Here is a 26,557-nt window from a genome sequence, read left to right as displayed (position 1 = left end):
CGGATGATGGGATTTTTCGAGTATTTTCAAAGAGAAGAAAAACAGGGCCTGGATGCCCGGGAGGCTGGCCATGTTTGACACGATCCTGATTGCCAACCGGGGCGAGATCGCCTGTCGGGTCATGGAAACGGCGCGGGCCATGGGGCTGCGCTGCATCGCGGTGCATTCCGACGCGGACAGCGCGGCGAAACACGTGCGCATGGCCGACGAGGCAGTCTGCATCGGGGGCGCGGCGCCGGCAGAGAGCTATTTGCGCGGGGCGCGGATCATTGATGCCGCCCTTGCGACGGGCGCACAGGCCATCCATCCAGGCTACGGCTTCCTGTCGGAGAACCCCGAGTTCGTCGAGGCGGTGGAGGCGGCAGGGCTGACCTTCATCGGGCCATCGGCCTCCGCGATCCGCAAGATGGGTCTCAAGGACGCGGCGAAGGCTTTGATGGAAAAGGCCGGGGTGCCGGTTGTTCCGGGCTATCACGGGGCGTCCCAGGACGACACACTGCTGGCGATGGAGGCGGAGAAGATCGGGTTTCCGGTGCTCATCAAGGCGGTTGCCGGTGGCGGCGGCAAGGGCATGCGGCTGGTCGAGACGGCAGAGGACTTTGCCGACGGACTGGAGCGGGCACGGGCCGAAGCGCGCACCGCCTTCGGCAATGACGCGGTGCTGATCGAGAAATTCGTGACGGCGCCGCGCCATATCGAGGTGCAGGTTTTCGGGGACGGGACGAAAGCCGTGCATCTGTTCGAGCGCGATTGCTCGCTGCAGCGGCGGCACCAGAAGGTGATCGAGGAGGCCCCGGCGCCGGGCATGACCGAGGAGATGCGCGCGGCCATGGGAGCGGCTGCGGTGCGGGCAGCGGAAGCCATCGGATACAAGGGGGCCGGGACCGTCGAGTTCATTGTCGATGGCTCGGACGGTTTGCGGCCAGATGGGTTCTGGTTCATGGAGATGAACACGCGGTTGCAGGTGGAACATCCGGTGACCGAGGCGATCACCGGCGTCGATCTGGTGGAATGGCAGATCCGGGTTGCGGCGGGGGAGCCTTTGCCCATGGCGCAGGAGGATCTGACGATTTCCGGCCATGCCTTCGAGGCGCGGCTCTATGCGGAGGATGTTCCGGCGGGCTTTCTCCCGGCGACCGGGCATCTTGCCCATTTGAAATTTCCCGAGGAAGTCCGGTCTGATAGCGGCGTTTCTTCAGGCGATGACATCAGCCCGCACTACGACCCGATGATCGCAAAACTGATCGTGCATGGCCCGACACGGGCGGTCGCGCTGCGCAAGCTGGCACGTGCTCTGCGCGGGACCGAGGTGGCGGGAACAGTGACGAACCTCGCCTTCCTCGGGGCACTGGCCGAACACGCTGGGTTTGCTGTCGGGCAAGTCGATACCGGGTTGATTGCGCGGGACTTGAAGTCTCTTACGGAACCAGTTGAAATAAATCATGAAACCATTGCTTCGGCGGCGCTCTGTGCAGCCGGTCTCGACGGGTCCGGGGGATTTGACCGGGGCTTTGCGCTCTGGCAGCCGCTGGTGCGGACGGTAACGCTGGCCGGACGGACGGAACACCACTGTCGCCTGAGTGTGACTGGACCTGATTCTGTGAAGATCGACGTGGATGATTCTGATGTCATTGCAGAATATCGAATTGGCGGCTGGTGGATGAACGGCCGTCCGGCCCCGAGGGTACATCGCGACGGTGGGCATTTGACGGTGCTGCGCGACTACGGCGTCGCCTTCGAAATCGTCGATCCGCTGGCGCGCGCGGCGCAGGCGGCGGGCGGCGATGGCGTGACGCTGGCCCCGATGCCGGGCAAGGTGGTCGCGGTGCTGGTCAAGGCCGGGCAGTCCGTCAGTACAGGCGATCGGCTGGCGGTGCTCGAAGCGATGAAGATGGAGCATACGCTGACGGCGGGGTTGGACGGCACGGTCGCGGAGGTGCTCGTCTCGGCGGGAGACCAGGTCGCGGCGGGCGCGCCGCTGATCCGTCTGGAGATCGAGGGAGAGACGGCATGATCACACTGCATCACGTGCAATACGGCCGCTCGTTCCGGGTGCTCTGGCTGCTTGAGGAGATCGGGCTGGAGACCTTTGGCGGGCTGGAAATCGTTGAACATCGTATTGGAACCAAGGAGATGCGGGAAAGCGGCCTGGCGCGGGTGTCGCCGGCGGTGCGCATTCCGGCGATCGAGTACGAGGGCCTGGAAATGGCGGAGTCGGGCGCCATCGTCGAGCATCTGACGGAGCGGTTCGCGCCAGAGTTGGGGCGGGCGGAGGAGCATCCGGAGCGAGCGGATTACCTGCAGTGGATTCACTACGCCGAGACACAGGCCAGCCTGATCGAGACACTCAATCTGGTACACCTTTTCCTGCGGCCTCCGGCGCAAAAAGACCCTGTTTTTCTTAAGCTTATGGCCGCGAGGCTAAAGGGGACGCTTGCCGGGATGGAGGCGCGGATGGGGGGAGAGTATCTGTTGCCGGGCGGGTTTTCGGCGGCGGATATCATGATGGGCTTTAACCTTTTCGCGGCGCCGTATTACGTACACCTCGATCCGTTTCCCAAGCTGATGGCCTACAAGGCGCGGCTGGAGGCGCGGGATGCGTTTCGGCGGTGTGTCGAGCGGGAAGGGCCGCAGCGCTTCTACAGCCAGGACTTCTACCCGGTTCCGGAGGCCGGATGAACCAATATATCAATTCATGGCAAGGGGTTGTGGGGCGTGGTTGAGACGGTGGAAATCTTCGAGGTCGGCCCTCGGGACGGCTTGCAGAACGAAGCGCGGTTGATCCCGACCGCCGATAAAATCGCGCTGGTCGATTGTCTGAGCGGGGCCGGGTTCCGGCGGATCGAATGCGCCAGTTTCGTCAGTCCGAAGTGGGTGCCGCAGATGGCGGACAGCGGTGAGGTGCTGGCCGGAATACACCGTGCCCAGGGCGTGCGCTATTCCGCTTTAACCCCTAATATCAAAGGCTTGGATCGTGCTCTTGAGGCGAGGGCGGATGAGGTGGCGATTTTCGGATCGGCCTCCGAAGGGTTCTCGAAAGCCAATATCAACGCCAGTGTCGCGGAAAGTCTCGAACGATTTCAACCGGTTGCAGCGATGGCGCGGGAGGCGGGCGTGCCGGTGCGGGGGTATGTCTCCTGCGTGGTGGAATGTCCCTATGACGGTCCGGTGAATCCACAAGATGTTGTGTTCGTAGTCGAAGCGCTCCGCGATATGGGGTGCTACGAGATCTCCCTCGGTGATACAATCGGACGCGGCACGCCCGAGGCCGTCGACGCGATGTTGCAGGCCGTGAAAAATGTCATGGATGTCAGGGCGTTAGCCGGACATTTTCACGACACATCCGGGCGGGCGTTGGACAATGTGGCGGTGGCGCTGGAGCATGGGGTGCGGGTGTTCGATGCGGCTGTCGGCGGGTTGGGCGGTTGCCCCTATGCCCCCGGAGCGGCGGGGAATGTGGCAACAGAATCCGTGCATGATTTCTTGATTTCAAAGGGTTACGAGACGGGATTGACGCGATCCGTGCTGGAGCAGGCGGGCGCGATGGCGCGGGCGATGCGGGCGTCCGGCGGGTGAGTGTCCGGTGCCCAAACGGGGCGATTTCCGGTTCCGACAGCCCCGTTTGTCAACGCATCGCGCGGTGGGGTCAAGACACCGTACGGTGGCACCGTCCTACCGCATCTTGTTGCCGCGCCTTCATCTTCCACAACGGACTCCGGGGCCTCGACACTCATTTGCGGCGGATACTCCGAAGTTTGGTGCGATTCTGCGCGGGTTTCGTACATATTCCTGATGTTGAATTCCGAATGGTGCCGATACCAACAGGTTTCAGGCGAAAATGCTTCTTAAACTTGGTTAAAGCGCCCCGCCTTAAACCTGAGCCACAAATACCCTGTCGCACCTGCGGTGCTATCGGGACATTTGTGTCGCAGGTTGATTCAGGGAAAAGGCGGGACGCTGAAATCGGTGAGAAAAACGGGATAGTGGAGGAAACTTGGGGATGCTGACCCAGATCGCCCATCTTTACGCCACCGGTTGTCTTGCCATCGTGTTCTTCCAGATTGCGCTGATCGCCGGCGTGCCACTGGGGGCGTATACGCAGGGCGGACAGGTCGAGGGCGCGTTGCCGGTCAGGGGCCGGGTGATCGCCGCGCTGTCCATTCCGGTGGTGATCCTTCAGGCGCTGGCGGTGCTGAACGCGGCGGGATTTCCCGGACTGGGCTGGCCGCGCTGGACCGGCTGGGCGGCGCTGACGCTCGCTTGCGGGACCTGCGTGCTGAACTGGATCACGCCGAGCTTGCGGGAGCGGGCGGTCTGGGGGCCGGTGACGCTGGTGATGGCGGCGCTGGCCGGATACGTGATGGTGGTCTCGGGGTGGGGGTGACGGACCTTTCCCGCAATCAGGAAGCCCCGCATCGCGGGAAGGGCTGCCGTGCGCATCGGGGAATCCGGTAGGCCCGGGGCGGAGTCGTCCGGCGGACCTTGACATACGGGACTCGGGCCGCAGCCTGGCGTTGACACCCCCGGCAAGTCCCGCGCCGCCCGTGACCGATCGGCGCGGGGCCAGGGCACCAATCGGTCGGCTGCGGCTATCCCTCTGAGCACTCTCGAAGAATTGCGCGGAAAAACCGGGCGGGCAGCCCGTGTTCCCTCATCGGATAATGGCCTGTGCTTGTTGACCCTGACCGCGCAGAGGGATAAGTCAGGCGGCAAGCCGCGCAGACCCTTGTTGCGCAAGCCACATTGAAGGAGCCGCCTCGTGGAAGAGATGCTGCGGGAATACCTTCCCATCCTCGTGTTCCTGGCCATCGCCATTGGCCTTGGCCTTGTCCTGATCCTTGCCGCCGTGATCATCGCCGTGCGCAATCCCGATCCGGAGAAGGTTTCGGCCTATGAATGCGGGTTCAACGCCTTTGACGACGCGCGGATGAAATTCGACGTGCGGTTCTACCTCGTGTCGATCCTTTTCATCATCTTCGACCTGGAAATCGCCTTCCTCTTCCCCTGGGCCGTGGCCTTCAAGGATGTGAGTGACGTGGGCTTCTGGTCGATGGTGGTGTTCCTCGGGGTGCTGACCGCGGGCTTTGCCTATGAATGGAAGAAGGGGGCACTCGAATGGGAGTGATGGCCGGAGGCTACACGGCGGGGGCGGACAAGGAAGTCGCCACCCAGACCCTGAACCGCGAGTTGCAGGACAAGGGGTTCCTGCTGACCTCGACGGAGGACATCATCAACTGGGCGCGGACCGGCTCCCTGCACTGGATGACCTTCGGTCTGGCGTGCTGCGCGGTGGAGATGATGCACACCGCCATGCCGCGTTATGACATGGAGCGTTTCGGCACCGCGCCGCGTGCCTCGCCGCGCCAGTCGGACCTGATGATCGTCGCGGGCACGCTGACCAACAAGATGGCCCCGGCGCTGCGCAAGGTCTACGACCAGATGCCGGAGCCGCGCTACGTGATCTCCATGGGCTCCTGCGCCAATGGCGGCGGCTACTATCACTACTCCTACTCGGTGGTGCGCGGCTGTGACCGTATCGTGCCTGTGGACGTCTATGTGCCTGGCTGCCCGCCGACGGCGGAGGCGCTGCTTTACGGTATCATGGCGCTGCAGAAGAAGATCCGCAGGACAGGGACGCTGGTACGATGAACAACCTCGGCGCACATATCGAGATGAAACGCCCGGATTGCGTCCTTGGCTGGGACGTGGCTCTGGGCGAGCTGACCGTGGACGTGGCTCCGGCGAACATTCGCGGTTTGGTGGAGTTCCTCAAGACGGATTCGACCTGCAAGTTCACGACATTGGTGGACATTACGGGCGTGGATCACCCGGAGCGGCCGAAGCGCTTCGACGTGGTCTATCACTTCCTGTCGATGTACCAGAACCACCGCATCCGCCTGCGTGTCTCGATCCGCGAGGACGAGATGCTGCCGTCGATCGTCTCGGTGCATCCCTCGGCCAACTGGTTCGAGCGCGAGGTTTTCGACATGTTCGGGGTGATCTTCACCGGGCATCCGGACCTGCGCCGCATCCTGACGGACTACGGCTTCCGCGGCCATCCGCTGCGCAAGGACTTCCCGACGACCGGGTATACCGAAGTGCGGTATGATGAGGAGCAGAAGCGGGTGGTTTACGAGCCGGTTTCGCTGGTTCAGGAATACCGCCAGTTCGATTTCATGTCGCCTTGGGAGGGGGCACAATATGTGCTGCCCGGGGATGAGAAGACGGAAGCGAAGGGGTGAGTAAAATCTTGGTATAAGATTTTACTCACCCTCACGCCGGCTCTAAGGGAGGCCAAACGATGGACGGCTCCAAAGGTTTCGAAGACGCTCTGACGGGCGAGCAGAAGATCCGCAATTTCAACATCAACTTCGGCCCGCAGCACCCGGCGGCGCACGGCGTGTTGCGCATGGTGCTGGAGCTGGACGGCGAGATCGTCGAGCGGGCGGACCCGCATATCGGCCTGCTGCACCGGGGTACGGAAAAGCTCATGGAGAGCCGGACCTACCTGCAGAACCTGCCGTATTTCGACCGCCTCGACTATGTCGCGCCGATGAACCAGGAGCACGCCTGGTGCCTCGCCATCGAGAAGCTCTGCGGCATCGAGATCCCGCGCCGTGCCAGCCTCATCCGCGTGCTTTTCTGTGAAATCGGCCGGGTGCTCAACCACCTGCTGAACGTGACCACGCAGGCCATGGACGTTGGCGCGCTGACGCCGCCGCTCTGGGGTTTCGAGGAGCGCGAAAAGCTCATGGTGTTCTACGAGCGGGCCTGCGGCGCACGTCTGCACGCGGCCTACTTCCGCCCCGGCGGTGTGCATCAGGACCTGCCGCCGAAGCTGATCGACGATATCGAGGAGTGGGCGACCGAGTTCCCCAAAGTGCTCAACGACATCGACGGCCTTTTGACGGAAAACCGCATCTTCAAGCAGCGCAACTGCGACATCGGCGTGGTCACCGAGGAAGAGATCAACGAGTGGGGCTTCTCCGGCGTCATGGTGCGCGGCTCTGGCCTCGCCTGGGACCTGCGCCGGGCGCAGCCTTATGAGTGCTACGACGAGTTCGAGTTCCAGATCCCCGTTGGCAAGAACGGCGACTGTTATGACCGCTACCTCTGCCGCATGGAGGAGATGCGCCAGTCCGTCTCCATCATCCATCAGGCGATTGCCAAGCTGCGCGCGCCCGAAGGGCAGGGCGATGTGTTGGCGCGGGGCAAGCTGACCCCGCCGAAGCGCTCGGACATGAAGACCTCGATGGAAGCGCTGATCCACCACTTCAAGCTCTATACCGAAGGCTTCAAGGTGCCGGCGGGCGAGGTCTATGTGGCCGTGGAAGCGCCGAAGGGCGAGTTCGGGGTGTATCTCGTTTCGGACGGCACAAACAAACCCTACCGCGCCAAGCTGCGCGCGCCCGGGTTCCCGCATCTGCAGGCGATGGACCATGTGACCAAGGGCCATCAGCTGGCGGATGTTGCGGCGATCATCGGCACCATGGACGTGGTGTTCGGGGAGATCGACCGGTGAGAAGCCTGCTGGCCTCCGGTTGCGCGATGCTGCTGGCCGGCTCCGCGCTGGCGCAGGAGGCACCGGCTTTCGCGGCGGATCAGCCATTCCGTGTGTCGCAATTCCTCGCTCCGCCAGCCATTGCGGTGGAGCAGGGCGGCATCACCTTCTTCTGCATGGCGGAGGACACCGAAAGCGCCGTGGTGCTCACGTCCTGCAAGCCTGTGGTGAGTGGCATGGCCGCAGCCCAGGCGGAGGCCGAAGCGGCGGAACTGCTCTCGCCGGAGGATCAGGCGCGGCAGGAGACGCTGCTGCAGGTGAACGGGCTGATCACCGCCATCGACGCGGCGGAGGCGGCTTCGGGTGGGCTGACGCCGGAGGTCTATGACCGGGCTGTCTGGACCGCCGCGCGGGATGTGATCGGCCGGTTCGGCGAGGGGTGCTCGATCACTCTGGACGCCTTTCCGCAGGACGAGATGGAGCGGATGCGCTGGGTGACGCTGCTCAATGAGCTGGGTGTCGATGCGGCGCAGGTGGACGCGCTTGCGGCCACGCTGGCCAAGAGCAGGCCGCGCCCGATCGACGATCTGATAAGCGCGCTGTTCGCCTCGCCAGACAAGATCCTGGTCGACGCGGGCACACGGCTCAGCGAGGCGAATGGACGGTTGTTCGACTTGCGCGATGCGCTGGTGAAGCCCTATGACGCGGCGGGCAAGGCGCTGGAGCAGGATGGCAGCCGCCTTCAGATGGCGGCGGATGGCAAATCGCTGACCCTGCTCGGGGATTGCACGTAGGCCCGCGGTAAAGACGGGATTTCGAAGAGGGACGATACATGAAGAAGATTGTTGCACTGGTTGCCGTAGTGCCGCTCGCCGGCTGCATGATGCCCGACGGGGTCACGCAGGCGGATCTCGATGCCTTCGACGCGGCTGTGGCCTCCATCGGCTGTACGCTGGCGACCGAAGGCGACTACCTGCCGGTGGAGTTGCAGACCGGGATGCCGCGCGAGATGGTCATCCAGGTGGCGCAGTACAAGGTGCAGCGCGAAGAGGCGGTGTCGGTCGAGAACGGCGGCGTGCGCTCCGTCGTCGGCAAATGCGCACCCTCGGCCATCGCCACGGCGACGCCGCAGACCTGATCCGCCGATCGGCGGCGGAGGCGTTTGCGCGTCCGGAACAGATATGGGTGCACTGCAATCGCGGTGCGCCGCCCCTTGCGGGCATGAGTGAGACCTGACAGCACCGTCCCCGCGCGGTGCGCCGACCTGGAGACAGCCCGATGCTGCGCCGTTTGCACAAAGACCAACCCGACAGCTTTGCCTTCACGCCCGACAACCTGGCCTGGGCCGAGAAGCAGATGACGAAGTATCCCGCCGGTCGTCAGGCCAGCGCGGTGATCCCGCTTCTGTGGCGGGCGCAGGAGCAGGAGGGATGGCTCACCCGTCCCGCCATCGAGGGCGTGGCCGAGATGCTCGGCATGCCCTACATGCGGGTGCTGGAAGTGGCGTCCTTCTACTTCATGTTCCAGCTGCAACCCGTCGGTTCCGTTGCGCATATCCAGATCTGCGGGACAACCTCCTGCATGATCTGCGGCGCGGAGGACCTGATCGCGGTGTGCAAGGAGAAGATCGCTTCGAAGGCACATCAGCTGAGTGCGGACGGCAAGTTCAGCTGGGAAGAGGTGGAATGCCTCGGCGCCTGCGCCAATGCGCCCATGGCGCAGATCGGCAAGGATTATTACGAGGACCTGACGGCGGAGTCGCTGCGGGGCCTTCTGGATGCGCTGGCCAAGGGCGCGGTGCCGCAGGTCGGCCCGCAGAACGGGCGCTTCGCGGCGGAGCCGAAGAGCGGCATCACCTCGCTGACCGAATACGTGAACGCGTCGATCAAACTGAACGGCTCGGCGCAGCTGGCGCAGGACATCGGTGACACGATCAAGCGCATCGACGGCACCGAAGTGCCGCTGCGCGCGCCCTGGGGCGATGCCTCGGCGACCACCACCACCGGCGAGCCGGCACCGGAGCCGAAACCGAGCGCCACGCGGCCCGTGGACGACACCGGCATCGACAAGCGCGAGGCGGCGGCGAAGACCACGGCCAAGCCGGAATCGGATGCCACCAAGGCTGGGGAAGCGCCTGAAAAGGCGGATGATTCCGCCTCTGAAGCCGCGTCTAAGACCAAAGAAGGAGAGACCGCGGCGACGGCTGCCGGGGAGGCGGAGGACGTGGTGGGCAGCAAGCCTGCGACGCTCGACGCACCGCGCGAGGGCGGCGCGGACGATCTCAAGAAAATCAAGGGTATAGGGCCCAAGCTGGAACAGCTGTGCCACGAACTCGGGTTCTGGCATTTTGACCAGATCGCGGCCTGGACGGAGGCGGAAGTGGCCTGGGTCGACGCCAATCTCGAGGGTTTCAAGGGCCGTGTGACCCGGGACGAGTGGGTTGCGCAGGCAAAAACACTGGCATCGGGCGGGGAAACCGAGTTTTCTGAGCGTGTGGAAAAAGGGGACGTCTACGACTAGGCCGCCCCGATCAACCGGATAGGGGAGTGATCCGATGAGTGGACCGAGCGGAAACTGCACGATGAAATGCTGGGGCGTGGCCGGGGGCCTTGGCGCCCTGTGTTTCCTGCTCAATCTCGGGACCGTCGGCTTTGCCGCGTCTTTGCTGCTCGGGTTGCTGGTCTTCGGGCTGTTCGGGCTGCTGTTCACCTGGATGTTCTGCAAGTCCGGCACGGCGTCGGTGGCGAATGCCTCGACCGGCGCGGCGCTGACGGGCGCGGCGGTTGGTCCGGCGGCGACACCGAAGGCTGCGTCTGCGGTGGCGAAACCGACGGAGGCGGCCAAGCCCGCGGAGACGGCAAAACCGGCAGCCGCGCCGGCGGAGGAGCCGGAGTCGGGTGAAGCGGTGGAGACGGCGGGCACCGGCGACACGGACTCGCTCGTCAAGCCGTCGAAGGCGCTGGCCGGGGAGGCTGACCTCGACTCGCGCAAGGGCGAGTGGAAGTACGATGGCGGCGCAGACGGCGGAAAGACGCCGGTGGCGGACGCCGGGGAACCGGCGGGTGAGGAACCCGCGCAGGCGGCGGACACTGGGGCCTCGGACGGCGGACCCGTCATCAAACCGTCGAAGCCTCTGGCCGGAACGGCGGAACTGGCGTCGCGCAAAGGCACCTGGAAATACGGCGGCGACGCCTCGGCTGCGGGTGCGCCGGGCGACTCCGTTGACCGCGATGGCGATGGCGTGATCGAGGGCGCGAACGAAGGCTCAAAGCCCGCGATGCTGGAGGGCGCGCGCGGCGGCAAGCCGGACAACCTGAAGGAAATCAAGGGCATCGGTCCAAAGCTGGAGGACCTGTGCCACGACCTCGGGATCTACCATTTCGACCAGATCGCCGCCTGGAGCGCGGACGAACTGGCGTGGATCGACGCCAACCTGATCGGATTCAAGGGCCGGGCGACCCGGGACGACTGGGTCGGACAGGCGAAGATCCTCGCGGCCGGTGGCGAGACGGAGTTCTCCCAGCGGGTCGAGGACGGCAAGGTTTACTGACGGTCGTGACCCCGGGGAACGGGGCGCGGACGCGGAACACCAGACGGGGCAGGGCGCGTGCGCCCGAAGCCCTGCGACAAGGGAGGGCCTTGCACAGCCCTGACGGGTGTGCGAGGCCTCGTAACGTGGCTCTGCCTGGGAGGAGCGGCGCCGCTGCAGAACGCGGATACCCCGCGTTGGACAGATTTCGGGACCGTACACGTGACCATCTACACCTCCAAACTCACCGCTTCCATGACGCCGGATTTCGGCGCGATGATCGACCTCTGGGCCAGGCAGGCCGGTATGGTGATCGAGATGCAATATGCCATGACGCAGGCGGCGCTCGACGTGCCGTTCAACTTTGCGCGCGGCATGCGGTTCAACACGCCCGCGACGGCGTTGAAAGTGAAGGCCGCTGCACCGGCCAAGCCCGCCGCGACACCCGCCGCAAAGGCGACACCCGCCGCAAAGCCTGAACCCAAGGCCGCCGAGCCGGCGAAGGCCGAAGCCGCGCCTGCAAAGGCAGCTGCCGCGCCCGCGAAGGCCGAGAGTGCGCCTGTGGCCAAGGCCCCGGCCCGCAAGCCCGCGACCCGCAAGACAACCGCGCGCAAGGCTCCGGCCCGCCCCGCCGCAACCGCAAAGGCCCCGGCCAAGCCGGCACCCGCTGCGGAAAAGGCGGCCCCGGCTCCGGTCAAGGCAACGCCGGTTGCTGAAAAGCCGGCCCCTGCCAAGGCTCCCGCAGCCGCAGAGGTGGAGGCTCCCAAGGCTCCGCTCAAGGCCGAGACCCCGGCACAGGCTCCGGCCCCGGCTGCACAGCCCGCTCCGGTGAAAGCCGAGACCGCGCCGAAGCCTGCGGCCCAGACCGCCGCCACGGCTCCCGCGGCCCCGGCGAAAACCGCGTCAAACCCTTCCAATCCCGTAGACAAATCGCCCGCCAAAGGGTAACCGGCAGGGGACATGACAAAGGCATCACCGGATCATCAGCAGACCGGGCGCAGGATTGCGCTCCTGATTGCCGGGACCGGTGTTGCCTGGATCGCCATTAACGCCCTTGGCGCTTCGATGGGCTGGAGTTCGCGGACCCTGGCCCTGTTCGACCTTGCGGCGATTGCCGCCTTCGGGTGGGCGATCTGGATGATTTACGGCCTCTGGCGCGCGCGCCAGCAAAAATAGGATCGAGACCATGCTGCAGGACAAGGACCGCATCTTCACCAACATCTACGGGATGCATGACCGCACCCTCGATGGCGCGAAGAAGCGCGGGCATTGGGACGGCACCGCCGGGATCATCCAGAAGGGTCGGGACTGGATCATCGACCAGATGAAGGCCTCCGGCCTGCGCGGGCGCGGCGGCGCGGGCTTCCCGACGGGTCTGAAATGGTCCTTCATGCCGAAGCAATCCGACGGGCGTCCGTCCTATCTCGTGGTGAACGCCGACGAATCCGAGCCGGGCACCTGCAAGGACCGGGAGATCATGCGCCACGATCCGCATACGCTGATCGAGGGCTGCCTGATCGCCTCCTTCGCGATGCAGGCGCATGCGTGTTACATCTACATTCGGGGCGAATACATCCGCGAGCGCGAGTGCCTGCAGGCCGCGATCGACGAGGCCTATGATGCGGGCCTGTTGGGCCGCAACGCGGCGGGCTCGGGCTGGGACTTCGATCTTTACCTGCATCATGGCGCGGGCGCGTACATCTGCGGTGAAGAGACGGCCTTGCTCGAAAGCCTCGAAGGCAAGAAGGGCATGCCGCGCATGAAGCCGCCGTTCCCGGCGGGCGCCGGGCTTTATGGCTGCCCGACCACGGTGAACAACGTCGAGTCGATTGCGGTGGTGCCGACGATCCTGCGGCGCGGGCCGGAGTGGTTCGCCAGCTTTGGCCGTCAGAACAACGCGGGCACCAAGCTGTTCGCGATTTCCGGCCATGTGAACAACCCCTGCGTGGTCGAAGAGGCCATGTCGATCAGCTTCGAGGAGTTGATCGAGAAGCATTGCGGCGGCATTCGCGGCGGCTGGGACAACCTGAAGGCCGTGATCCCCGGCGGGTCCTCCGTGCCGTGTGTGCGCGGCGAGAAGATGCGCGACGCGGTGATGGATTTCGATTACCTGCGCGGCGAGTTGGGCTCCGGCCTCGGCACGGCGGCGGTGATCGTGATGGATCAGTCGACCGACATCATCAAGGCGATCTGGCGGCTGTCGAAGTTCTACAAACACGAAAGCTGCGGCCAGTGCACGCCGTGCCGCGAGGGCACCGGCTGGATGATGCGGGTCATGGACCGGCTGGTGAAGGGCGAGGCGGAGGTCGAGGAAATCGACATGCTGTTCGACGTGACCAAGCAGGTCGAGGGCCACACCATCTGTGCGCTCGGCGATGCGGCGGCCTGGCCGATCCAGGGCCTGATCCGCAACTTCCGCGACGAAATCGAGGACCGGATCAAGGCGCAGAAGACCGGCAAGCTGAGCGCGGTCGCGGCGGAATAAGCCGATGCTCGACTTCGGCGACATCTTCGAGACGTTCGTGGATGCCGGCGGAGAGGGGCGTGGCTGGCGCTCGTGGTGGGCCATTCTGGGCGCACTGGTGGGGCTGGCCGTTGCCGGATGGATCGGTTTTCAGACCAACGGGATCGTCGGGGCGCTGGTGGGACTGCCCGCCGGTGCGCTCATCGGCTGGGTCGTCGCGCTGTTCCTGCGCGGGATCGGGCTGTTCCTGCTGATCCTCGCGGCAGTTCTGGCGATCTCCTTCGGGTGGTCCTGGCTGTTCGGCGGTTCGTGACCGAATTCGATGTACCAATTGAAGGGCCACAACGAGTTTCATCCGGACAGCTGCCCCAAGTGCGGACATGCGCCTTATCCGCACGGGGTGCCGTGCCTTGGCTGCGGTCAGGTCGGAGAGACACGGCGCACCCTGTACTCCGGGCGCAGCATTGCGGGGATGGTTCAGGCGGGCCTGTGGGTCGTCGCGCTCTTTGTCGTCTGCTATTTCCTGTTCGGCTGACGGTGCTGCAGTTCCGGTGACGGGTTGACCAATCCCTCCGGACTGGCGAGACTGTGCGGCGCAGTCACAGGCCATCGCGGGTTGACCCGCCAAACCGGTCGGATAAAAGGCAAAAGCACGAGGGTGCGAGGGAGCAGGTCGATGAAGCGGGTCATTCTGTTGGGTGTTCTGGCACTGTCGCTGGCGGGCTGCGGCGGTCTGCGGGACAAGTTCGGCTTCGGTGCCAACCCGGAAATCTTCGACGGCCAGCGCTTCAACGGCGGCGTGCGATCCGAGCGCGGCAACCGGGTGAATTTCGTCGCGACGGCAAGGCCGGTGTCGAAGTCCTTCACCGGCGCGATCGAGGCGGCCCGGTACGAGGGCATCCAGCATTGCATCAAGTTCTACGGCACCTCCGACATCGACTGGCAGGAGGGTCCTGACGCGCCGCGCGAGGCGATGCGCGTGGAGAACGACACGCTGACCTTCCGGGGCACCTGCCTCGACAAGTGAGGCGGCGCCTCGCGGAAACTCGCTGAAAAACAAGGGTATTCGGGGGCTGCTATTGCATAACAGCCGCCCCGGTACACATGTGAGGACGGAAAAAGTCCTATCGAGCAAGGAGGCGAGACAATGCGCCTGATTCCCCGAACCCTGACCGCGTTGACCCTTGGCGCGCTGCTGGCGAGTCCGCTGGCGGCGAAACCGGCGCTGCGCGATGTATCGGAGATCGACAACGCGCTGATGGCCATCGCCATCGCCGACGAAATCCGCAAGACCTGCCCGGACATCGACGCCCGCATGGTCAAGGCGCTGTTCACCATCAACGCGCTGAAGAGCCGCGCCGGCGACCTCGGCTATTCCGACGACGAGATCGAGGACTACGTGACCTCGAAGGACGAGAAGAAGCGGATGCGGGCGAAGGCGACGGCGTGGCTGAAGGCGCAGGGCGTGGACGCGAAGGACAAGGCGCAGCTCTGCGCGTTCGGTGCGGCGCAGATGGACAAGGAGACCGCCATCGGCGTGCTTTTGCGCTAACATCGGCGGAAATCCGAGAGTTTTCATCAAGTAACACACGCCGGAGACTCACCCTCTCCGGAGTGTGACGTTTTACGCGGCAATGCAGCGCGCAGAGGCGGACGCATTCGCCGGGATGCATTTAAAAGCCCGTTACTGTGGCGATTTTTCACGGGATTGGTGTGGATATACGCTGGCGTCTCGCCGCCAGCCGCGTTAGAACGCGCCCGACCGCGGCCCGTATTGCCAGCACTCGACATCGGCGATCCGGGGCCGTCCCTAGGCACTGTAACTGAAGGGCTCGGGCATGTCCGATTTGCGCAAGATCATCATCGACGGCACGGAGCTGGAGGTGGACGGGGCGATGACCCTGATTCAGGCCTGCGAACAGGCCGGGATCGAGGTGCCGCGTTTCTGCTACCACGAACGGCTGTCGATTGCCGGCAACTGCCGGATGTGTCTTGTCGAGGTCGTCGGCGGTCCGCCCAAACCGGCCGCCAGCTGCGCCATGCAGGTGCGCGACCTGCGTCCGGGGCCGGAGGGGCAGCCGCCGGTGGTGAAGACCAATTCGCCCATGGTGAAGAAGGCCCGCGAGGGGGTGATGGAGTTTCTGCTCATCAACCACCCGCTCGACTGCCCGATCTGCGATCAGGGCGGCGAGTGTGACCTGCAGGATCAGGCCATGGCCTACGGCGTGGATTTCTCCCGCTTCCGCGAGCCGAAGCGGGCGTCGACCGATCTGGACCTCGGTCCGCTGGTCGAGACCCATATGACCCGCTGCATTTCCTGCACCCGCTGCGTGCGCTTCACCACCGAGGTTGCGGGCATCACACAGATGGGCCAGACCGGGCGCGGCGAGGATGCGGAGATCACCTCCTATCTTGGCCAGACGCTCGACTCGAACCTGCAAGGCAACATCATCGACCTCTGCCCGGTGGGTGCGCTGGTCTCGAAGCCCTACGCCTTCACCGCCCGTCCGTGGGAGTTGACCAAGACGGAGTCCATCGACGTGATGGATGCCCTGGGGTCCTCCATCCGTGTGGATACGAAGGGCCGCGAAGTCATGCGATTCCTGCCGCGCAACCATGACGGCGTGAACGAAGAGTGGATTTCCGACAAGACGCGCTTTGTCTGGGACGGGTTGCGCCGCCAGCGCCTTGACCGGCCTTACGTGCGCGAGAACGGCAAGCTGCGGCCTGCAAGCTGGGGCGAGGCTCTGGCAAAGGCCGCGGAGGCGATCAAGGGCGCTAAGGCGCTGGCCGGGATCGTTGGCGATCTGGCACCTGTGGAGGCGATCTATTCGCTGAAGACGCTGATCGAGGGGCAGGGCGGCGTGGTGGAATCGCGCACCGACGGGGCGAAGCTGCCCGCCGGGAACCGCTCCGCCTATGTCGGCACCGCGGCCATCGAGGATATCGACACGGCCAACGGCATCCTGCTGATCGGCTCCAACCCGCGCGAGGAAGCGCCGGTGCTGAACGCCCGCATCCGCAAGGCCTGGGCGCGGGGTGCCAATGTCGGCGTGATCGGGCCGGTCGTGGATCTGACCTATGACGTGCACCACTTCGGCACTGGCCGCGCGGCGCTGGCCGAGCACCTGGAACTTGCGAAGAGCGAGCCGGTGGGCGAGGGCGAGCGCGGCATCGTGATCGTGGGCCAGGGCGCACTGACCGAGGCGGATGGCGCGTCGGTTCTGGGTTATGCCATGGCAATTGCCGAGGCGCGGGCGGCGAAGTTGCTGGTGCTGCACACGGCGGCCTCGCGTGTTGGGGCGCTCGACGTCGGCGCAGTCAATGACAAGGGCATGGAGGCGGTTCAGGCCGCCGATGTGATCTACAACCTTGGCGCGGATGAGGTGGAAATTGGTGACGGGGCCTTTGTCATCTATCAGGGCAGCCACGGCGACCGGGGCGCGCACCGCGCGGACGTGATCCTGCCGGGTGCGGCCTATACCGAGGAGCAGGGGCTCTTCGTCAACACCGAGGGCCGTCCGCAGCTGGCGCTGCGTGCCGGGTTTGCCCCGGGCGAGGCGAAGGAGAACTGGGCGATCCTGCGGGCGCTGAGCGCCGAGCTGGGGGCGACCTTGCCGTGGGACAGTCTCGCGCAGCTGCGTCAGGCGCTGGTGGGCGACGTACCGCATCTGGCGGAGATCGACACGGTGCCGGAGAATGACTGGCAAAAGGTGGACGCGGGCAAACTGGGCGACGCGGATTTCCGCCACGCCATCAAGGACTTCTACCTGACCAACCCGATTGCCCGCGCCTCGACGCTGATGGCAGAGCTGTCGAAGAACGCAAAAGACCGGGCCAGCGCCCCGCTGGCGGCCGAGTGATCTTGCGCGGTCTCCTCCTCATAAGCCTGATGGCGCTGCCGGTCGGCCTTGCCGCCTGTGCCGCGCCGCAGACCGGGCCGTTCACGCCCGTCTACGAGGGGATCGAGACCCGCCTGCTCGAAGGCGATCTGGTGCAGTTCGACGTCACCATGCGCGGCGCTCGGAACAACACGGACGTGGCGGATTACGCCGAATGCGCGGCGGCGCAATATGCGCTGATCCGGGGGTACGGCTTTGCCCGGCACCTCAGGACCAACGTGACGCAAGAGGACGGGACATGGCGCGGGGATGCGGTCTATACCATCTCCGCCGCGCTGCCCGAGGGGCTGAGGACCATCGACGCCGAAGTCGTCGCGCTGGCCTGTGCCGAAAACGGAATACCGATGGTGTGAGGACCTGATGGCAGAATTCTTTACCACGCCGCTTGGCACCCTGGTGATCATCTTCGCGCAATGCCTTGCGGTCTTGGGCTTCGTGATGATCTCGCTGCTGTTTCTCGTCTACGGCGACCGCAAGATCTGGGCCGCGGTCCAGATGCGCCGGGGGCCGAACGTGGTCGGGGCCTACGGGCTGCTGCAATCGGTTGCCGACGCGCTGAAATATGTCGTCAAGGAAGTGGTCATCCCCGCCGGGGCGGACCGTCCGGTCTTCATGCTGGCGCCGATGACCTCCTTCGTGCTCGCCGTGATCGTCTGGGCGGTCATTCCCTTCGCGGACGGCTGGGTGATCTCGGACATCAACGTCGCCATCCTCTACGTCTTCGCCATGTCCTCGCTGGAGGTCTACGGCGTGATCATGGGCGGCTGGGCGTCGAACTCGAAGTATCCCTTCCTCGGCTCGCTGCGCTCCGCCGCGCAGATGATCTCCTACGAGGTTTCCATCGGCCTCATCGTCATCGGCATCATCCTCTCCACCGGCTCGATGAACTTCGGTGACATCGTGCGGGCGCAGGACGGCGACTTCGGCTTCTTCAGCTGGTACTGGCTGCCGCATTTCCCGATGGTCTTCCTGTTCTTCATCAGCGCGTTGGCGGAGACGAATCGCCCGCCCTTCGACCTTCCCGAAGCGGAATCGGAACTGGTCGCGGGCTATCAGGTCGAATATTCGGCAACGCCGTTCCTGCTGTTCATGGCCGGGGAATACATCGCCATCTTCCTGATGTGCGCGCTGACCTCGCTGCTGTTCTTTGGCGGCTGGCTCTCGCCGATCCCGGGCCTGCCGGACGGGGCGCTCTGGATGGTGGCGAAGATGGCCTTCTTCTTCTTCATCTTCGCGATGGTCAAGGCGATCACCCCGCGCTACCGCTATGACCAGCTGATGCGTCTGGGCTGGAAGGTCTTCCTGCCGTTCAGCCTCGTCTGGGTGGTCTTCGTCGCCTTCGCGGCAAAATTCGGCTGGTTCTTCGGGGCGTATGCCCGTTGGACGACGGGAGGGTGAGGATGTTGTTCATCGCAGGAACAGTCTTGTTGCTGGCGTCGTCTGCCTTCGCAGTTTCTGCGGCTTCGAAAGTCCGCGCTGCGGAAACCATCGGTGATCTGGAGACCTCGGTTTGCCGAAGTGAGTTCAAGGACGTAGCGAAATCGCTCTACGGTCTCGGCGGATATCGGTCTGTGACGGATTTCTACGTCGCCGAATATGAAACGAACAAGACGCCAGCTGGCTTCGGAACCGTCATCGAAGGAATGGTTTCGCTTGCACGACGCGCGGCCACTGTTCGCAATGCGGATCGCTGGGACGCTTTGCATGCGTGCCTGTCGAGGCAGCTTGGAGGGAAAACACAATGACCCAGATCGACTACGGCCGCGCGGCCAAGTATTTCCTGCTGTTCGACTTCATCGAGGGCTTCCGGCTCGGCCTGAAGTATTTCTTTGCGCCCAAGGCGACGCTGAACTACCCGCACGAGAAGGGGCCTCTCAGCCCGCGCTTCCGCGGTGAACACGCGCTGCGCCGCTATCCCAACGGCGAAGAGCGCTGCATTGCCTGCAAACTGTGCGAAGCCATCTGCCCGGCGCAGGCGATCACCATTGACGCCGAGCCGCGCGAGGATGGCAGCCGCCGCACCACGCGTTACGACATCGACATGACCAAATGCATCTATTGCGGCTTCTGTCAGGAAGCCTGCCCGGTGGATGCCATCGTCGAAGGGCCGAACTTCGAATTCTCGACCGAAACCCGCGAGGAGCTGTTCTACGACAAGGACAAGCTCTTGGCGAACGGCGAGCGCTGGGAGGCGGAGATCGCCCGCAACCTCGAACTGGACGCGCCGTACCGATGAGCGATCCCAAGACCCCCTTCGAGCTGATGATGGAGCAGGCGCAGGAGATGGCGAAGGCCTTCAACCCGGCGCTGTCCTCGTTTGATCCCAAGGGCTTCGAGAAGATGTGGCCCACCATGCCGAAGGACGCCATGGAGATGTGGTTCGGCAAGGGCATCTCGAAAGAGGGCCTCGATGCCAAGACCCGGCTGCTGCTGACGATCGCCGGTCTGACCATGCAGGGCGCACAGGCGGAGACGCCGTTCCGGATGACCGTGCGCCATGCTTTGGAAGCGGGCGCCACGAAAGAAGAGATCGCCGAGACCATCGCCCAGATGTCGATGTTCGCCGGCATTCCCGCCATGACCCGCGCCATGGATATGGCCAAGCAGGTCATGGAAGACAAAAAGGATGACGAGACATGATGGCCTTTGCCTTCTACCTCTTCGCGCTTGGCGCCATTGCGGGGGGCCTGTTCACGGTCGTCAGCCGCAACCCGGTGCACTCGGTGCTCTGGCTGATCCTCGCCTTTCTCTCGTCGGCGGGCATGTTCGTGCTGATGGGCGCGGAGTTCGTCGCCATGCTGCTGGTGATCGTCTACGTCGGCGCGGTGGCGGTGCTTTTCCTCTTCGTCGTCATGATGCTCGACATCGACTTTGCCGAGCTGAAGGCGGAAATGGCGCAATACATGCCGCTGGCCCTGCTGATCGGCATCGTGATCCTGATGCAGCTGGCCATGGCCTTTGGCGTCTGGGAAGCCTCCGATCTGGCGGCGGGCCAGCTGGCCAACCCGGTCCCGGCGGATGTGCACAACACGGCGGCTCTGGGGCTGATCCTCTATGACAAGTACTTCCTGCTGTTCCAGCTGGCCGGTCTGATCCTGCTGGTCGCGATGATCGGCGCGATTGTCCTGACCCTGCGCCACCGCGCGGACGTCAAGCGGCAGGACATCGTCAGCCAGATCCTGCGCGATCCGAAACAGCAGATGGTGCTGAAGGACGTGAAGCCGGGGCAGGGGCTCTGACATGATGGGCCTTCTGGCATCGCTCAAGGGGACCTTGGCGGTGCTGGGCGTCGGCGGGATCGCGGCGCTCTATGCGGTAAAGCTCTTGCTGGGCGTGGCGCTCTGGCGCTGGTGGAAGGCAAGGCGGGCGCCCCGGGTCTGAGGCCCGCGCGACGCAGACCCGGACCTGATCCGGGTCCTCCCCGGATGGGCCGGGGCAAGACATGAGGTCCCGGGTCAGGCCCGGGACTGCGGTGCGCCAAGGCGGGCCGTGACGAGACAGAACGACAATCGGGCAAGACCCGGAGGGACGTGAGATGATCGGATTGGAACATTACCTGACGGTGGCGGCGGTGCTGTTCGTCATCGGAATTTTCGGGCTTTTCCTGAACCGCAAGAACGTGATCATCCTGCTGATGAGCATCGAATTGATGCTGCTGGCGGTGAACATCAACCTCGTGGCCTTCTCCACCCATCTGGGGGATCTGACGGGGCAGGTGTTCACGCTGTTTGTTCTGACCGTGGCCGCCGCCGAGGCCGCCATCGGCCTTGCGATCCTCGTCTGCTTCTTCCGCAACCGCGGCACCATCGCCGTGGAAGACGTCAACGTGATGAAAGGCTGAGTCCATGGCAACGATCATCCTCTTTGCGCCACTCATCGGTGCGCTGATCGCGGGCTTCGGCTGGCGCTACATCTCCATTACCGGGGCGCAGTATGTCACCACGGGTCTGCTGTTCCTCGCCTGCCTGCTGTCGTGGATCGTCTTCTTCACCCACGGGCCCGAGACGCAGCACATCCAGGTGATGCGCTGGATCGAGAGCGGCTCGCTGTCGACGGACTGGGCGATCCGCCTCGACCGTCTCACCTCGATCATGCTGATCGTCGTGACGACCGTCTCCTCGCTCGTGCACCTCTACAGCTTCGGCTATATGGCGCATGACAACAACTTCAAGAAGGGCGAGGAGAGCTACCGCGCCCGTTTCTTCGCCTACCTGTCCTTCTTCACCTTCGCCATGCTGATGCTGGTGACGTCCGACAACCTCGTGCAGATGTTCTTCGGCTGGGAGGGCGTCGGCGTCGCCTCCTACCTGCTGATCGGCTTCTACTACCGCAAGCCTTCGGCGAACGCGGCGGCGATCAAGGCCTTCGTGGTCAACCGCGTGGGTGACTTCGGCTTTGCGCTCGGCATCTTCGCGCTGTTCTATCTGACCGACTCGATCAAGTTCGACGATGTCTTCGCCGCCGTGCCGGAGATCGCGAACACGCAGCTCGATTTCCTTTGGGGCACGTTCAACGCTGCCGAAGTGGCCGCTCTGCTGCTGTTCATCGGCGCGATGGGCAAGTCGGCGCAGCTGATCCTGCACACCTGGCTGCCGGACGCCATGGAAGGCCCGACCCCGGTGTCGGCGCTGATCCACGCCGCGACCATGGTGACCGCGGGCGTCTTCCTCGTCTGCCGCATGTCGCCGCTGATGGAATACGCGCCGCACGCGACGGCCTTCATCACCTTCCTCGGGGCGACCACGGCGTTCTTCGCCGCCACGGTTGGCCTCGTGCAGAACGACATCAAGCGCGTGATCGCCTATTCGACCTGTTCGCAGCTGGGCTATATGTTCGTGGCCGCAGGCGTCGGCGTCTACTCGGTCGCCATGTTCCACCTCTTCACCCATGCCTTCTTCAAGGCGATGCTCTTCCTCGGCGCGGGCTCCGTGATCCACGGCATGCACCACGAGCAGGACATGCGGAACTACGGCGGCCTGCGGAAAAAGCTGCCTTATACCTTCTGGGCCATGATGATCGGCACGCTGGCCATCACCGGCGTCGGCATTCCGCTCACCCACATCGGTTTTGCCGGTTTCCTGTCGAAGGACGCGGTGATCGAGAGCGCCTGGGCCGGAACGGCGGGCGGCTATGCCTTCTGGATGCTGGTCATCGCGGCGCTGTTCACTTCCTTCTACAGCTGGCGGCTGATATTCCTCACCTTCTACGGCGAGCAGCGGGGCGACAAGCATACGCACGATCATGCCCATGAAAGCCCGATGGTCATGCTGATCCCCCTGGGTGTTCTGGCGCTTGGCGCGGTGTTCTCGGGGATGATCTGGTACAACAGTTTCTTCGGCGATCATGCCCGGGTGAATGCCTTCTTCGGCATTCCAGCGCACCATGAGGAGACCGCGGAGGCTGGGCATGGCACCGAAGAGGCGCAGAATGCGCCGGCCACCGCCGACAGCGGCGAGGGCGCGATCGAGGCGGCGGAAGCGGCCCGTGCGGACAGCGAGACCGCAGCCCTGCACGACGAGACGATTGAGTCCGAGGGCGAGGCGATGGGCGATCACGCCACGCTGACCGACGGCACCCATGTCGCAATGCCGGGCACCGCACCGGAGGGCGCGATCTTCATGGGAGCGGACAATCACGTCATGGACGAGGCGCACCACGCGCCGGTCTGGGTCAAGATCAGCCCCTTCATCGCGATGCTGATCGGATTTGCCGTGTCCTTCTGGTTCTACATCGTGAACCCGGCGCTGCCGAAGCAACTCGCGGAAAACCAGCGGCCGCTGTACCTGTTCCTGCTGAACAAGTGGTACTTCGACGAGATCTACGACTTCCTGTTTGTCCGCCCGGCGAAGGCGCTTGGCCGGATCCTGTGGAAGCGCGGTGATACGGATGTGATCGACGGCACCATCAACGGTGTCGCCATGGGCATCGTGCCGTTCTTCACCCGGCTCGCGGGCCGTGCGCAGTCCGGCTACATCTTCACCTATGCCTTTGCGATGGTGATCGGCATTGCCGTGCTGATCACATGGATGACGCTCAGCGGAGGAGCGCACTGATGGATAACCTTCTTTCCATTGTCACCTTCCTGCCCGCGCTGGCGGCGTTGATCCTCGCGGTGTTCCTGCGCGGCGAGGATGCGGCGGCGGATCGCAATGCGAAGTGGCTGGCGATGATCGCAACCTCCGCGACCTTCGTGATCTCGCTGTTCATCCTGTTCCAGTTCGACCCGGCGGACACCGGCTTCCAGATGGTCGAGGAGCGCGGCTGGCTGCTTGGCATGACCTACAAGATGGGCGTCGACGGGATTTCCGTGCTCTTCGTCATGCTCACCACCTTCATGATGCCGCTGACGATCCTCGCCAGCTGGGGCGTCGAGAAGCGGGTGAAGGAATACATGATCGCCTTCCTGCTGCTGGAGACGCTGATGCTCGGCGTGTTCATGGCGCTGGATCTGGTGCTCTTCTACCTGTTCTTCGAAGCGGGCCTGATCCCGATGTTCCTCATCATCGGCATCTGGGGCGGGGCGAACCGCATCTATGCCTCGTTCAAGTTCTTCCTCTATACCTTCCTCGGGTCGGTGCTGATGCTGGTGGCCATGGTCGCGATGTATTCGGACGCGGGCACGACGGATATCGTCAAGCTGCTCGACCACAACTTCGCCTCCGAGAGCTTCTCGATCCTCGGCATCCAGATCGTCGGCGGTTTGCAGACGCTGCTGTTCCTCGCCTTCTTCGCCTCCTTCGCGGTCAAGATGCCGATGTGGCCAGTACACACCTGGCTGCCCGACGCACACGTGCAGGCGCCGACCGCGGGCTCCGTGGTGCTGGCGGCGATCCTCCTGAAGATGGGCGGCTACGGCTTCCTGCGCTTCTCCCTGCCGATGTTCCCGGTTGGCTCGGAGGTCATGCAGACCCTCGTCTTCACCCTCTCGGTCGTGGCGATCATCTACACCTCGCTGGTGGCGCTGGTGCAGGAGGACATGAAGAAGCTCATCGCCTACTCCTCCGTCGCACACATGGGATACGTCACCATGGGTATCTTTGCCGCGAACCAGCAGGGCGTGGATGGCGCGATCTTCCAGATGCTCTCGCACGGCTTCATTTCCGGTGCGCTCTTCCTCTGCGTCGGCGTGATCTATGACAGGATGCACACCCGCGAGATCGACGCCTACGGCGGCCTCGTGAACCGCATGCCGGCCTACGCGCTGATCTTCATGCTCTTCACCATGGCAAACGTCGGCCTGCCGGGCACCTCCGGCTTCATCGGCGAATTCCTGACGCTGATGGGCGTGTTCCAGGTCAACACCTGGGTGGCGGCGGGCGCGACGACCGGCGTGATCCTCTCGGCGGCCTATGCGCTCTGGCTCTACCGCCGGGTGGTCATGGGCGACCTGATCAAGGAAAGCCTCAAGACGATCACCGACATGACCCCGCGCGAGAAGTGGATCTTCGCACCGCTCGTCGTCATGACGATCTGGATGGGGGTCTATCCCGCGCCAATCCTCGACCGCATCGGGCCGAGCGTCGCGGCGCTGGTGACCGAGTATGACACGGCCGTGGCAGCCGCCAACCTTGGCGGCGGGACCGACGTTGCCGCAGTTCAAGAACACTAAGGGGGCAGGGACATGATCTCGGCTGATCTCAACACCATCCTGCCGGAAATCGTGCTGGCGCTGTTTGCCATGGGTGCGCTTGTGGGCGCGGTCTACACCGGCAAGGACAAGCTGGCCCCGGTGCTGGTCTGGACGACCTCGGGGCTCTTCATCCTCGTCGCCCTCTGGATCGGCACCGCCGGCGGCACCGGCGGCGCGGCCTTCGACGGCATGTTCATCGACGATGCCTTTGGCCGGTTCGCCAAGGTGACGCTGCTGCTCTCCGCCGCCGCCGTGCTGCTGATGAGCGAGGGCTACATGGCCCAGCGGGGCCTGTTGCGGTTCGAATATCCGCTGCTTGTCGCGCTGGCGGTGGTCGGCATGATGATGATGGTCTCGGCGGGCAACCTGATGTCGCTCTACATGGGGCTGGAGCTGCAATCGCTGGCGCTCTACGTGGTCGCGGCGCTGCGCCGGGATTCGGTCAAGTCGACGGAAGCGGGCCTGAAGTACTTCGTCCTCGGCGCGCTCTCCTCGGGCCTGCTGCTCTATGGCTGCTCGCTGATCTACGGCTTTGCCGGGACCACGGATTTTGCCGGGATCGTCAAGGCGACGGGTGAGGGCGACCTCAGCGTCGGCCTGCTGATCGGCCTCGTGCTGTTGATCTCCGGCCTGGCCTTCAAGGTGTCCGCCGTGCCGTTCCACATGTGGACCCCGGACGTCTATCAGGGCTCGCCGACGCCGGTCACCGCCTTCTTCGCCACCGCGCCGAAAGTCGCCGCCATGGGCCTCTTTGCACGGGTGATGCATGACGCCTTCGGCGGTGCCACCCATGACTGGGGACAGGTCGTGGCGCTGCTCTCCGTGCTGTCGATGTTCTACGGCGCCGTTGCGGCGATCGGCCAGACCGACATCAAACGCCTGATGGCCTATTCCTCGATCGCGCACATGGGTTTTGCCCTGATGGGGCTCGCGGCGGGCTCGGCGCTCGGCGTGCAGGCGATGCTGATCTACATGGCGATCTACGTGACGATGAACGTCGGCACCTTCGCCTTCATCCTGTCGATGGAGCGCGACGGCCAGCCGGTGACGGATATCGCGGCGCTCGGCATGTACTCGAAGAAGGAGCCGGGCAAGGCACTGGCCATGCTGGTGCTGCTCTTCTCCCTCGCGGGTGTGCCGCCGCTGGTCGGCTTCTTCGGCAAGCTCTATGTGCTGCGTGCGGCCTATGAGGCGGACATGGCCTGGCTGGCGATTGCGGGCGTGGTGGCCTCGGTGATCGGCGCGTTCTACTACCTGCGGATCGTCTACTACATGTACTTCGGCGACGACCGGGAGGATGCACTCGATGGCGGCAAGTCGCCGGTGCTCTGGGGCTTCCTGATGGCCTCGGCGCTGATCATGGTGGTCGGGGTCGTCAACCTCTTCGGCATCGAAGGGGTGGCGCAGGCGGCAGCGGCGACGCTGGTGAACTGACGCCGCGCAGCGGTTGTCAAAAGGGGACGCGCCTTCGGGCGCGTCGCTTTGTTTTTGGATGAAAGGCCTGCGGCCTTCTGGAGCGCTGCTCCAGACC

The 26,557-nt window shown here is 64.4% G+C and carries 31 protein-coding genes; all 31 read left to right on the top strand.

What is annotated here, in order from left to right; translation table 11 throughout:
* Positions 1 to 70: 70 nt before the first annotated feature.
* The 31 genes from ACP159_RS04555 (at position 71) to nuoN (ending at position 26,460) form a co-directional block, all read left to right on the top strand.
* Complete coding sequence (locus ACP159_RS04555) at positions 71 to 2,014, top strand: biotin carboxylase N-terminal domain-containing protein (protein ID WP_425098449.1); 1,944 nt, start codon at positions 71 to 73, stop codon at positions 2,012 to 2,014.
* Positions 2,011 to 2,679 carry a glutathione S-transferase family protein gene (locus ACP159_RS04550; RefSeq protein WP_425098448.1) on the top strand — a complete coding sequence of 223 codons (669 nt, stop codon included), beginning with the start codon at positions 2,011 to 2,013 and terminating at the stop codon, positions 2,677 to 2,679. The genes ACP159_RS04555 and ACP159_RS04550 overlap by 4 nt, the downstream gene beginning before the upstream one ends.
* A gap of 36 nt (positions 2,680 to 2,715) precedes the next feature.
* Positions 2,716 to 3,576 (top strand): hydroxymethylglutaryl-CoA lyase, encoded by an 861-nt coding sequence (locus ACP159_RS04545; protein ID WP_425098447.1) that lies wholly within the window; start codon positions 2,716 to 2,718, stop codon positions 3,574 to 3,576.
* 424 nt (positions 3,577 to 4,000) lie between these two features.
* Positions 4,001 to 4,384, top strand: a complete 384-nt coding sequence (locus tag ACP159_RS04540) for a hypothetical protein (RefSeq protein WP_425098446.1) — start codon at positions 4,001 to 4,003, stop codon at positions 4,382 to 4,384.
* Positions 4,385 to 4,759: 375 nt separating this feature from the next.
* Positions 4,760 to 5,125, top strand: coding sequence for an NADH-quinone oxidoreductase subunit A (locus ACP159_RS04535; RefSeq protein ID WP_425098445.1), 366 nt, complete (start codon positions 4,760 to 4,762; stop codon positions 5,123 to 5,125).
* The gene (locus ACP159_RS04530; protein WP_425098444.1) at positions 5,116 to 5,649 is read left to right on the top strand and encodes a NuoB/complex I 20 kDa subunit family protein; all 534 of its coding nucleotides are present in this window, start codon (positions 5,116 to 5,118) and stop codon (positions 5,647 to 5,649) included. The genes ACP159_RS04535 and ACP159_RS04530 overlap by 10 nt, the downstream gene beginning before the upstream one ends.
* A complete protein-coding gene (locus tag ACP159_RS04525; RefSeq protein WP_425098443.1) occupies positions 5,646 to 6,242 on the top strand; it encodes an NADH-quinone oxidoreductase subunit C in 597 nt (198 codons plus the stop codon). The genes ACP159_RS04530 and ACP159_RS04525 overlap by 4 nt, the downstream gene beginning before the upstream one ends.
* Before the next feature lie 59 nt (positions 6,243 to 6,301).
* Complete coding sequence (locus ACP159_RS04520) at positions 6,302 to 7,522, top strand: NADH-quinone oxidoreductase subunit D (RefSeq protein ID WP_425098442.1); 1,221 nt, start codon at positions 6,302 to 6,304, stop codon at positions 7,520 to 7,522.
* Entirely contained in the window at positions 7,519 to 8,295 is a 777-nt protein-coding gene (locus tag ACP159_RS04515) for a hypothetical protein (protein WP_425098441.1), read from the top strand. Before ACP159_RS04520 ends, ACP159_RS04515 begins: the two co-directional genes overlap by 4 nt.
* A 38-nt stretch (positions 8,296 to 8,333) precedes the next feature.
* Complete coding sequence (locus ACP159_RS04510) at positions 8,334 to 8,639, top strand: hypothetical protein (RefSeq protein WP_425098440.1); 306 nt, start codon at positions 8,334 to 8,336, stop codon at positions 8,637 to 8,639.
* Positions 8,640 to 8,779: 140 nt separating this feature from the next.
* Positions 8,780 to 10,021 (top strand): NADH-quinone oxidoreductase subunit E, encoded by a 1,242-nt coding sequence (locus tag ACP159_RS04505; protein ID WP_425098439.1) that lies wholly within the window; start codon positions 8,780 to 8,782, stop codon positions 10,019 to 10,021.
* 34 nt (positions 10,022 to 10,055) lie between these two features.
* Positions 10,056 to 11,051: an endonuclease gene (locus tag ACP159_RS04500; protein ID WP_425098438.1), complete on the top strand. Its 996-nt coding sequence runs from the start codon at positions 10,056 to 10,058 to the stop codon at positions 11,049 to 11,051.
* 201 nt (positions 11,052 to 11,252) lie between these two features.
* On the top strand, positions 11,253 to 11,978 hold the full coding sequence (locus tag ACP159_RS04495) for a hypothetical protein (RefSeq protein WP_425098437.1): 726 nt from the start codon (positions 11,253 to 11,255) through the stop codon (positions 11,976 to 11,978).
* 12 nt (positions 11,979 to 11,990) lie between these two features.
* The gene (locus ACP159_RS04490; RefSeq protein ID WP_425098436.1) at positions 11,991 to 12,206 is read left to right on the top strand and encodes a DUF5337 domain-containing protein; all 216 of its coding nucleotides are present in this window, start codon (positions 11,991 to 11,993) and stop codon (positions 12,204 to 12,206) included.
* 10 nt (positions 12,207 to 12,216) lie between these two features.
* The gene (gene nuoF, locus ACP159_RS04485) at positions 12,217 to 13,515 is read left to right on the top strand and encodes an NADH-quinone oxidoreductase subunit NuoF (protein ID WP_425098435.1); all 1,299 of its coding nucleotides are present in this window, start codon (positions 12,217 to 12,219) and stop codon (positions 13,513 to 13,515) included.
* 4 nt (positions 13,516 to 13,519) lie between these two features.
* A complete protein-coding gene (locus ACP159_RS04480) occupies positions 13,520 to 13,807 on the top strand; it encodes a hypothetical protein (protein ID WP_425098434.1) in 288 nt (95 codons plus the stop codon).
* Between the two features lie 9 nt (positions 13,808 to 13,816).
* Positions 13,817 to 14,029 carry a hypothetical protein gene (locus ACP159_RS04475; RefSeq protein ID WP_425098433.1) on the top strand — a complete coding sequence of 71 codons (213 nt, stop codon included), beginning with the start codon at positions 13,817 to 13,819 and terminating at the stop codon, positions 14,027 to 14,029.
* 141 nt (positions 14,030 to 14,170) lie between these two features.
* Positions 14,171 to 14,521: a hypothetical protein gene (locus ACP159_RS04470; RefSeq protein WP_425098432.1), complete on the top strand. Its 351-nt coding sequence runs from the start codon at positions 14,171 to 14,173 to the stop codon at positions 14,519 to 14,521.
* Between the two features lie 120 nt (positions 14,522 to 14,641).
* Positions 14,642 to 15,046 (top strand): DUF5333 domain-containing protein, encoded by a 405-nt coding sequence (locus tag ACP159_RS04465; protein ID WP_425098431.1) that lies wholly within the window; start codon positions 14,642 to 14,644, stop codon positions 15,044 to 15,046.
* A 286-nt stretch (positions 15,047 to 15,332) separates the two neighbouring features.
* Complete coding sequence (gene nuoG / locus ACP159_RS04460; RefSeq protein ID WP_425098430.1) at positions 15,333 to 17,357, top strand: NADH-quinone oxidoreductase subunit NuoG; 2,025 nt, start codon at positions 15,333 to 15,335, stop codon at positions 17,355 to 17,357.
* Positions 17,358 to 17,386: 29 nt separating this feature from the next.
* Positions 17,387 to 17,749 (top strand): hypothetical protein, encoded by a 363-nt coding sequence (locus ACP159_RS04455; RefSeq protein WP_425098429.1) that lies wholly within the window; start codon positions 17,387 to 17,389, stop codon positions 17,747 to 17,749.
* Positions 17,750 to 17,756: 7 nt separating this feature from the next.
* Positions 17,757 to 18,794 carry an NADH-quinone oxidoreductase subunit NuoH gene (gene nuoH / locus ACP159_RS04450; RefSeq protein WP_425098428.1) on the top strand — a complete coding sequence of 346 codons (1,038 nt, stop codon included), beginning with the start codon at positions 17,757 to 17,759 and terminating at the stop codon, positions 18,792 to 18,794.
* A 2-nt stretch (positions 18,795 to 18,796) separates the two neighbouring features.
* Positions 18,797 to 19,141, top strand: a complete 345-nt coding sequence (locus tag ACP159_RS04445) for a hypothetical protein (RefSeq protein ID WP_425098427.1) — start codon at positions 18,797 to 18,799, stop codon at positions 19,139 to 19,141.
* Complete coding sequence (nuoI, locus tag ACP159_RS04440; RefSeq protein WP_425098426.1) at positions 19,138 to 19,632, top strand: NADH-quinone oxidoreductase subunit NuoI; 495 nt, start codon at positions 19,138 to 19,140, stop codon at positions 19,630 to 19,632. The genes ACP159_RS04445 and nuoI overlap by 4 nt, the downstream gene beginning before the upstream one ends.
* Positions 19,629 to 20,036: a carboxymuconolactone decarboxylase family protein gene (locus tag ACP159_RS04435; RefSeq protein WP_425098425.1), complete on the top strand. Its 408-nt coding sequence runs from the start codon at positions 19,629 to 19,631 to the stop codon at positions 20,034 to 20,036. Before nuoI ends, ACP159_RS04435 begins: the two co-directional genes overlap by 4 nt.
* The gene (locus tag ACP159_RS04430; RefSeq protein ID WP_425098424.1) at positions 20,033 to 20,635 is read left to right on the top strand and encodes an NADH-quinone oxidoreductase subunit J; all 603 of its coding nucleotides are present in this window, start codon (positions 20,033 to 20,035) and stop codon (positions 20,633 to 20,635) included. The genes ACP159_RS04435 and ACP159_RS04430 overlap by 4 nt, the downstream gene beginning before the upstream one ends.
* Position 20,636: 1 nt before the next feature.
* Positions 20,637 to 20,777: a hypothetical protein gene (locus tag ACP159_RS04425; RefSeq protein WP_425098423.1), complete on the top strand. Its 141-nt coding sequence runs from the start codon at positions 20,637 to 20,639 to the stop codon at positions 20,775 to 20,777.
* Positions 20,778 to 20,931: 154 nt separating this feature from the next.
* The gene (gene nuoK / locus ACP159_RS04420) at positions 20,932 to 21,237 is read left to right on the top strand and encodes an NADH-quinone oxidoreductase subunit NuoK (RefSeq protein ID WP_419409083.1); all 306 of its coding nucleotides are present in this window, start codon (positions 20,932 to 20,934) and stop codon (positions 21,235 to 21,237) included.
* A gap of 4 nt (positions 21,238 to 21,241) precedes the next feature.
* Complete coding sequence (gene nuoL, locus ACP159_RS04415; RefSeq protein ID WP_425098422.1) at positions 21,242 to 23,449, top strand: NADH-quinone oxidoreductase subunit L; 2,208 nt, start codon at positions 21,242 to 21,244, stop codon at positions 23,447 to 23,449.
* Entirely contained in the window at positions 23,449 to 25,005 is a 1,557-nt protein-coding gene (locus ACP159_RS04410) for an NADH-quinone oxidoreductase subunit M (RefSeq protein ID WP_425098421.1), read from the top strand. The genes nuoL and ACP159_RS04410 overlap by 1 nt, the downstream gene beginning before the upstream one ends.
* Before the next feature lie 12 nt (positions 25,006 to 25,017).
* Positions 25,018 to 26,460, top strand: a complete 1,443-nt coding sequence (nuoN, locus tag ACP159_RS04405) for an NADH-quinone oxidoreductase subunit NuoN (protein WP_425098420.1) — start codon at positions 25,018 to 25,020, stop codon at positions 26,458 to 26,460.
* Positions 26,461 to 26,557 lie beyond the last annotated feature (97 nt).

The organism is Tropicibacter sp. S64, assembly GCF_049803835.1.
GTDB lineage: Bacteria > Pseudomonadota > Alphaproteobacteria > Rhodobacterales > Rhodobacteraceae > Pacificoceanicola.
The sequence above is the reverse complement of the archived record's forward strand: the minus strand, read 5'-3'. Positions and strand labels throughout refer to the sequence as shown.